The organism is Streptomyces sp. NPDC052236 (assembly GCF_044548015.1).
Classification (GTDB): Bacteria; Actinomycetota; Actinomycetes; order Streptomycetales; family Streptomycetaceae; genus Streptomyces.
On record NZ_JBIUBL010000024.1, the window covers coordinates 149,880 to 157,319 of the forward strand.

Consider the following 7,440-nt stretch of genomic DNA (forward strand, 5'->3'; position numbering starts at 1 on the left):
CTAGTCCTCCCGCGTCTCATCGCTGTCGCTGTCGCCGGCGGCTGCCGGGTCGGGGTCGGGGTCGGTGCCGACGGTGTAGATGTCTTTGACCTTGACCTCGGTAACACCGCGGCCTTGTGGGAAGACACTGTGCCAGTCGCCGACGACGTGCAGTTCGTCGGTACCCATGGCCCGCACGACGATGAGGCCCTCCTGGTGGGCCTTGAGGGCTTTCATCCAGAGGTTGGCGAAGGCCTGGGAGCGGATGAGGTGCATCCAGTCCGGGCGGTACAGCTCCCGGTTGTAGTTCGACTCCCCCATGGTGGAGACGAACTTGGAGTACATCGCCTTCACGTACTCCAGAGTGATGTCGTCGTTGTCGGCGATCGCCTGGTCGCGGGCGTCTTTGAGCGTGATGCGGAACTTCTCCAGCAGATTCTCCGTGGCCCCGGAGGTGTAGGACTCGTGGATCTCGGGCGCTTCGCACAGTGCGTACTTCGGGCCCGACAGGCGCAGCAGGAGACGCAGGGTTGGTTCGGTGACCCAGAGCGGTCCGGGTTCGTCGCGGTTGCCGATCGGGTTGGGGAGCTGGTCCTCGTGGTGCCAGGCGGGCGGGGTGATGAGGTGGACGCCGGCGCGGCGGCGGTCGTGTGCGGAGCCGGTGGAGTGCTCCAGCTGTCCGATCGGCAGATGGGTCTTGAGCGCGGACAGGTAGGCGCCGTTCATGTCCAGCGCGGTGATCTCGTGGCGGCCGGGCGGGAGGGCGCGGCGGGTCCACTTCGGGCGGGCTTCCCAGATCTCGTCGGCGCCCTTCGCGGTCTTCTTGCGGAGGATGTCGGGGATCCAGGGGTGGCCGATGATGTCGTAGCGCGCTCCCTTGCGGGTTTCGTCCAGCAGGACCATCGCGTCCGGGATGGCCCGTTTGATCAACGCGGCGGATGCGGCCTCGACATCGCCGCCGTGCTGGGCCAGCGCCTGCTCAACAGCCTGGCCGATCAGATCCGGCATGTCGGACGCACTCTGGACGCGATGCCCGACCGGCACCACTTTCACCGGCCGCTCGCCACTGGGCGGAGGCGGGGCCGCTGAGGGTGCGGGGGTGCTGGTGGTGCTGGTGGTGCTGGTGGTGGCGCAGTCGGCCGGGTCCAGGTGCTGAGGGAATCCCGCCACCTGGTGGTGTGCGGGCCCACCGCACAGCACGCAGGGTTGCGGGGAGGCGAGGGTGTCGACTTCGTCGGGCTCCCCGTCTGCCGTGCCGCTGTCGGTGCCGACGGTGTCCTGTGGCGCTGATGCCGCTGATGCCGCTGGTGTCTCGTGCGGCCGGTCGTCCGCTTCCGCCACTGTGGCGGTTTCCTTGCTCTGGGCGTTCAGTCTCGCCTGTGCGCCCTGCAGGAAATAGGCGTACTTCTCGCGGACTTCGCCGCTGGGTTCCCGGCCCGACTCCCAGCCGCCGACCGTCGAGGGGCTCACCCCCAGTACCCCCGCGACCTGACCGCGCGACAGGTTCAGACTCTCGCGCAGGGTGCGCCGCTCCTCGGCCGGCGGCAGCTGGACGTCCTGCCGGGCCGAGGCGAGCAGCGCGTCAATGGACTCGAAGCCGGTCATCGTCCGGCCCCGTCGTGCGAGAACGACGGCCTGCCCAGCTGCGCTGCGACCGCCGGGGCGTCGGCAGGAGCGGCAGCTGCGCGTCCTTGGCGTGCGGTGCGTGCGGTGCGAGCAGCGCGTCGCCGCTCGGAGGGGAGCATTTCGCAGGCGCGCGTCGGGCCGGCCAGCAGATCCAGGACAGGCAGCTTGAAGTGCGCGGCGAGCTTGTCGCAGTCGTCCAGCGTCCATGCCGTATGACCGGCCTGACGGCGCGACACCTGCGTCTGGGTCAAACCGAGGCAGTCCGCGAGCTCACTCTGCGAATCGCCCGTGGCATGCATCAACGCCGCCACCGTCAGCTGCAGGGTCTCGCGCAACGTCATCGCCATACGCGAATACTATCAAAAGAAGGCGCAGAGAAATTTCTCCATGCAGTAATCACATGAATTGCTTCCATCAGGGCGCGTCCTGCATCGAGCGGCTTCCCACGTACCTCGACTCCCCCACCTGTCGCCGCCCCCTCGCCGGGTAACCGAAGAGGTCCGGTGACAGACAGCCGCCTCCTCTTTCCTCTGCGGGAAGAGGAGGCGGCTGGGTCCCCCGGCCCTGCCGCGGCAGGGCCGGGGCCGGTACGTTTCAGGCTGACGCGTCCGCGCGCCGGCCCTCTCTCGTCTCGGTGTTGTGCTCGATCAGCCGCATGGTGAGGCGTCGCAGGGCTGTTTCCTCCATGCGCTGAATGAGTACCTCGGCCATGGCGTCACCGCTCTCCCAGGGCAGGGCTACTTTGTCGCTGTTATCGCCGTTGTCGCCGTTGTCGCTGTTGCCGCTGTCCTGGCCGGGAGTCGGTCGGCGACGCGGGTCCGGGACGTTCTCCCCCGCATCCCCCACCTCCCCCGTCTCCTCCGCGGGCTTGGACCGGCGCGGGCGCCGGCTGTTCTGCGACGGCGCCGGGACGAGGCTGCTCTTCTGCGCTGCAGCTGGTGGGATGTCCGCCTCTGCACTCGCCTGCTGCTCGGGGACGGGCAACACCGGAGGCGTGTGCCCCGCCTTGGTTTCCTCTGCGGCGCGCCGGGCCTCTTCAGCCCGCGCGTCGGCCTGGGCTCGCTGTTCCTCGGGCGTCAGCTTGCCGAGGTTACGGACGTGCTCGATCTTCCGGCGACCCGCGGCCAGGTCCGCCTGCAGCTCAGGGCTGAGCTTCAGGAACGACAGTTTGGAGGAGATCGTGGACTGAGCCATGCCCAGGCGCTGTGAGGCTTTTGACTGGTTGCCGTAGTACTTCACCAGCGACTCGAGGGCGTGGGCTTCTTCGAGTTCGGTGAGCCCGTCGCGGTGGTAGTTGGCGACGAACGCTGCCTCCAGGAGCCCTTCATCGGTGGCGACGCGGGCGTCGTCCACCATCACCTTGATGGTGGCCAGTCCAGCGCGCCGGGCGGCTTCGAGCCGGCGGTGCCCGTCGACAACCAAGTAGCGGGTGTCCGCGTCGATTTCGTCGGCGCGCTCGGGGCGCTCGGCCAGGTAAGCGTCCACCGTCGCCACGGTGATGGCGTTGATGACGCCCAGCTCCCTGACCGACTGCGTCATGTCGTTCAGGTTCCGCAGGTGGTCGCGTGGATTGTCGGGGTTCTGGCTGATCACCTGGACGGGAAGTTCCGTCGGGTCGGGCACGCCTTCAGTACGTGCACCGGTGACCGCGGCGGTGGCGGCGCGGCGGGCGCTGACGGGACGGGCCCTGCCGAAGGAGGCTCCGATGCCCAGTTCATCGGCTACGCGGCTCATGAGATCTCCCGGGCGAGGGCGCGCATCGTGACGGCCTGCTCACTCCTTGGGGCATAGGAGAGCAACGGCTGTTTGACGCGGACCGCCTTGCGCTGTTCAGTCAGGTCGCCGACTACGGCCACGACCCGGGGATCCTTTATGTCCATCCACGCCTGGAGAGAGGATGTGGCGATGTATCCCCGGCGGGGGTCGTAGAGGTTCACCACGATGCCGAGGTAGTCGACCTCCAAGTGCAGGTCGTCGCGGAGGTCTTCGATCTGCGCGGTGAGAAGGTCGTAGGCGTCGGCCGAGCTGTCTTCCGCCTGCACGATGACCAGCGCGCCTGACGCGCCTGGCTGCTCTCCGTCGCGGCGGCGCCCGTAGTAGATGGCTGCGTCCATGCTCAGGCCGAGGCTGGGCGGGCAGTCGACGATGATGGAGTCGTAGTCGCCTTCGACAGGGGCCAGCGCCCGTTCCAGGGCGGCCTCGCGTGCCCGTACCTTGGACAGGGAGACATCCAGCAGGAAGCCGTCCTGACACCCGGGCAGAAGATCCAGCCGGCCACCGAAGCGGTCGTCGACGATGGGCACGATGAGGTCTTTGATGGGGCCCCTGGCTTCGCCGGCCATGTGCCTGGTGAGGCTGTCGCCGCCCATGGGCAGCTCTTCCTGGCCGAGTTGCTTGGTGAGGTGACGCTGCGGGTCGAAGTCGACCAGGAGGGTCCTCTCCCCCAGGCCCGGCAGCTCTTCGACACTCAGCGGGTCGGCGGTTTCGGTGTCCCCCTCCGCAAGGTGCGCGGCGAAGTGCTTGGAGATGCGCACCGGGTGGAGGCTGTTGCTGTCCTCGGCAAGTGCTTGGCCGAGCCCGGCGGCGATGGCGGTCTTCCCGACCCCGCCCTTCTGGTTGCAGACGATCCGGCGGCGGGGGTGTGCGGGCCGCTGGACCTCAGGGGCCGGATGGGTGTTGAGCCACAGCTGGACCGATTGGGCCAGCCCCTGGATCAGGGAGACCTTGCGATCTGTGCAGATCTTCCTGAAGTCCTCCCACTGGCCCGGGGGGAGCCACGTGGCGAAGGAGTCCGCGCCGGCGGTGTCGACCGGGGCAGGGCTGGCGGCGAGGGCGGTCCAGGCGGAGATGGACTGCTCGACCGCGTACTGGATGTCGATGCCGTGTTGAGCAGTTCGGATCTTGAGGTCCTGCCGGAGCCATCCCGGCAGTTTGGAGACGACCTTCTCGCGGTCGCTCGGGGTCTCTAGAGAACTCATGGCAGACACCTTACTAACGCTGGCGGTCACTGGAAGCCATCGACACGTTAGTTGGTGCAGTTCGCTCGGATGGGTCTGCGGACTATCACGGCGTGATAATCCATCACCTGCGGCCTGTCGGCGGTGCCGCCCGGCCGCCCGGCCGCCATGAGTGCCGTGCCCGCATGGCCATTGCCGTACGCCGGAGTGTTCCGCGACGGCCCACCCGAGCTCTGATGACGTTGCGTACGCCGAGCAGTTCGGGATCTCCAGGCGCCCTCGCCGCGCCTCATCTGTTTCATGACCGTGAAGCGGGCCGTCCTGGTTGGCGTCAACTACTGGCCGTCGGTACGGAACTCCACGTCCGCCGAGGTAGTGGGGCAGGGCACGGTTGCGGGGCGGGCGACTCGGGTGAAGGGCATGACCCGGTCACGGCACCCGATCTCGGCCCCGCTGCAGCTTCGTACACAGACACTGGGATGACGTAGCCATCTCGCAAGCGCGACCGCAACCACGTACAGCGGTCAGTCAGGGGCGCTCCTGGCAGGTGAACTCCGTAGCGAGCGCGAGCGCCTGGCGCGCACCTTCGGTGGTGGTGGCGGGCTGGTTGCGCTCGCGGGCGTGCGCCTGGATGGCCCGGACGAAGCTTTCGACCCATCCCGTGAAACGGGCGCGCTTGGTGGCGTCGTCCCGGTTGTCGATGGTCTCGGCGAGCTCGCCGAGCCAGTACGTCGACCAGCTGTCCATGGCCATGCCGTCGCGGTGCTCCAGGAGCAGCCGGCCGATCCGCTGGGCGAGCGGGAAGCGGCGTTCCTGGACCAGGACCTGCGCCCGCTCCGCCCGCTCTTCGGCCATGACTCGCTTCTCGTGGTCACGCGCGACCTCGGGCGTACGGCGCTCGCCGGGGTCGCGGACCTGCTCGGCCTTCAGCCGCCGTGCCTTCTGGTACGCGCCCTGCTTCGACGTCACGCACAGCGCCTGGGCAAAGTGGTGCCAGGGCACCCCGGCGGATCGGCCGGTCTCGATTGCCTTCAACTGCCCGCGATCAGCCTGCTCGCGCAGGAACTGCCACAGCTCGGCGCGCAGCACGGCGGCCTCGGCGACCACGTTGACCGGGCATTCCGTGGGCTGCTTCAGCTCACCCGCCATCCGCTCCGCATGCCGGAGCATCAGGAACAGCTCCGCCGGGTCGGGGAATCGCTCGAACTCCGGGTCATCGCCCAGACGATGCAGCTCGCGCAGACGCTCCGCGATGCCCGCCGTATCAATCGCTCCCAGACGGAGAGATGGCCGCTTGGGACGGGCCTTGCTCGACTTCCTCACCATGCTCGAAATCTTCACCCGCGGGCGGGTTCCCAAACTGGGAACCCGCCGGGACTCAGCCGGACCGGGGACGTCGGCGTCTGAGGGTTCACGGGGAATCGCCACTCTTCAACGCGGGACCTCCACCCAGCGCGAGCCGCATTTCAGCAGGTCGGCCAATTCGTCGCCGCCACCAGAAGCGGATGGCGCCGAGGCCTTCGATGCCGAGTTGGTCGCGTCCGACGGCGTACGAAATGGAGGCGCCGATGCGGCGGTTGCGGATCGTCACCCGGGACGGGTTTCGCCGACCTGATAGCCAGCCTCTTGGACCAAGAGGCTGAAGAGAAGAGGCTGCCCCCGTTGCACTCCCCCACTCAGGGCGGGTGCCCGGTGGGAGGGGCACCTGTCGCTGAGTCCGGCTGCCACGACGCCCATCAGGCTTCGCGGCTCCGCGGAGTCCAGTCCCCCGGCTTGCCGACACTGGGCGCGGCGGATTATCACGGCGTGATACTCACGGCTCGGACCGCTCCGCCGGGCCTCCACCGACGGCGGATTATCACGGCGTGATAGTTGGTTGGCCACCCCCGAACTGTCCTGTCCGGGCAAGCGCGGGCGGGTGTGCGCTGCACGGCTAGCTCTGTGGCCCGCTCTTCAGGTTCGGCAAGCCTCAGGGGAAAGGCTGCTGCACCGAGGACACTCCAAGGGTTGAGGAGTACGACGAGACCGCAGACAGCCACGCTCGACTCCGAGCAAGACGCCCAGGACAAGTCGCTCGCTCAAGGATTTGAGCAAGTGCCTTCCCGGCAGTCGAAGTGAGCCCACGCTTGCAGTGTGGCCGCAGCGCTCCTCTTCGCGCCGAACGCTCCAAGCTGGGCGTAAATATTGAAGTGCGGGAGCGGGGGAGCGGGGGAGTGGGGGCGGGGGAGTGTGCGGCCCAGTACCTCATGCTGCAGGGGGCCGTACGTCCCACGGCCTTCGTCGACGATTGGTGCAAACTGGTCACACAACGAAAGATGGCCGCCCCCAGTGAGACAGGGCGCACCATTCTGCCGCCGTCGCCGCAGCCCTCGCGGCGCTGCGGGTGTTCTCGCCGCCACCGGGCTCGCGAGTGTGGCCTCGGTCGGAACGGCCCCATGCGAGTGCGTGATGGCCACGACGATCTACTTCATCTAAAGATCTTCAATGGCTGACGTTCCGGCTCTGGGATGCGCTGGCGTGGGGGAATCGAATGCTGGGCGTGCGGCAGGGGTTGTTCTGGCCACCGGCCGTACCCGGGTGTGGGTGGAGCGGGGTGCGCTGCACTGGAGGCGGGGGCGTACGAGCGTCACCGTGCCGGGGACGCAGATACGCCGGGTCGAGGTCGCGGGGCAGTCGCTGACAGTGGGCCTCTTCGAGGAGGCGCAGGACGGCACGGCCATGACGGTCCGGCACCGCAATACGGCGATGGTCGCCGCGCTCGGTGCCGAAATCGAAGCGATCACGAGCGACGCGGCACCCACCGCAAACCGGCCACCGGTCCTGCGGCAGTCGGTGCGTGCATGGCCCCTAAGAGTGCCGGCAGGCCTGCGCGACCGGG

Annotated in this window: 7 protein-coding genes; 1 reads left to right on the forward strand and 6 read right to left on the reverse strand. The window is 68.3% G+C overall.

Annotated features, from left to right (window positions below; translation table 11 throughout):
• The 6 genes from ACIHCQ_RS32615 to ACIHCQ_RS32640 all read right to left on the reverse strand — a co-directional run bounded on the left by ACIHCQ_RS32615 (position 1) and on the right by ACIHCQ_RS32640 (position 6,153).
• Positions 1–1,584 (reverse strand): helix-turn-helix domain-containing protein, encoded by a 1,584-nt coding sequence (locus tag ACIHCQ_RS32615; protein ID WP_399670492.1) that lies wholly within the window; start codon positions 1,582–1,584, stop codon positions 1–3.
• Positions 1,581–1,952, reverse strand: coding sequence for a helix-turn-helix domain-containing protein (locus ACIHCQ_RS32620; protein ID WP_399670495.1), 372 nt, complete (start codon positions 1,950–1,952; stop codon positions 1,581–1,583). The genes ACIHCQ_RS32615 and ACIHCQ_RS32620 overlap by 4 nt, the downstream gene beginning before the upstream one ends.
• 247 nt (positions 1,953–2,199) lie before the next feature.
• Positions 2,200–3,339, reverse strand: coding sequence for a ParB/RepB/Spo0J family partition protein (locus tag ACIHCQ_RS32625; protein ID WP_399670498.1), 1,140 nt, complete (start codon positions 3,337–3,339; stop codon positions 2,200–2,202).
• Entirely contained in the window at positions 3,336–4,583 is a 1,248-nt protein-coding gene (locus tag ACIHCQ_RS32630) for a ParA family protein (RefSeq protein WP_399670500.1), read from the reverse strand. The genes ACIHCQ_RS32625 and ACIHCQ_RS32630 overlap by 4 nt, the downstream gene beginning before the upstream one ends.
• Before the next feature lie 507 nt (positions 4,584–5,090).
• The gene (locus ACIHCQ_RS32635; protein ID WP_399670503.1) at positions 5,091–5,888 is read right to left on the reverse strand and encodes a hypothetical protein; all 798 of its coding nucleotides are present in this window, start codon (positions 5,886–5,888) and stop codon (positions 5,091–5,093) included.
• An 85-nt stretch (positions 5,889–5,973) separates the two neighbouring features.
• Positions 5,974–6,153, reverse strand: a complete 180-nt coding sequence (locus ACIHCQ_RS32640; RefSeq protein WP_399670506.1) for a hypothetical protein — start codon at positions 6,151–6,153, stop codon at positions 5,974–5,976.
• Between the two features lie 926 nt (positions 6,154–7,079).
• Between ACIHCQ_RS32640 and ACIHCQ_RS32645 the strand changes: the two genes are divergently transcribed.
• Positions 7,080–7,440: hypothetical protein (locus ACIHCQ_RS32645; RefSeq protein ID WP_399670508.1), on the forward strand; the 361-nt coding region annotated here is incomplete at its 3' end.

Bases quoted from the DNA above. Each gene is read 5' to 3' on its own strand.
- ACIHCQ_RS32630 (WP_399670500.1), bottom strand. From the start codon at position 4,583: ATGAGTTCTCTAGAGACCCCGAGCGACCGCGAGAAGGTCGTCTCCAAA.
- ACIHCQ_RS32615 (WP_399670492.1), bottom strand. From the start codon at position 1,584: ATGACCGGCTTCGAGTCCATTGACGCGCTGCTCGCCTCGGCCCGGCAG.
- ACIHCQ_RS32625 (WP_399670498.1), bottom strand. From the start codon at position 3,339: ATGAGCCGCGTAGCCGATGAACTGGGCATCGGAGCCTCCTTCGGCAGG.
- ACIHCQ_RS32635 (WP_399670503.1), bottom strand. From the start codon at position 5,888: ATGGTGAGGAAGTCGAGCAAGGCCCGTCCCAAGCGGCCATCTCTCCGT.
- ACIHCQ_RS32620 (WP_399670495.1), bottom strand. From the start codon at position 1,952: ATGGCGATGACGTTGCGCGAGACCCTGCAGCTGACGGTGGCGGCGTTG.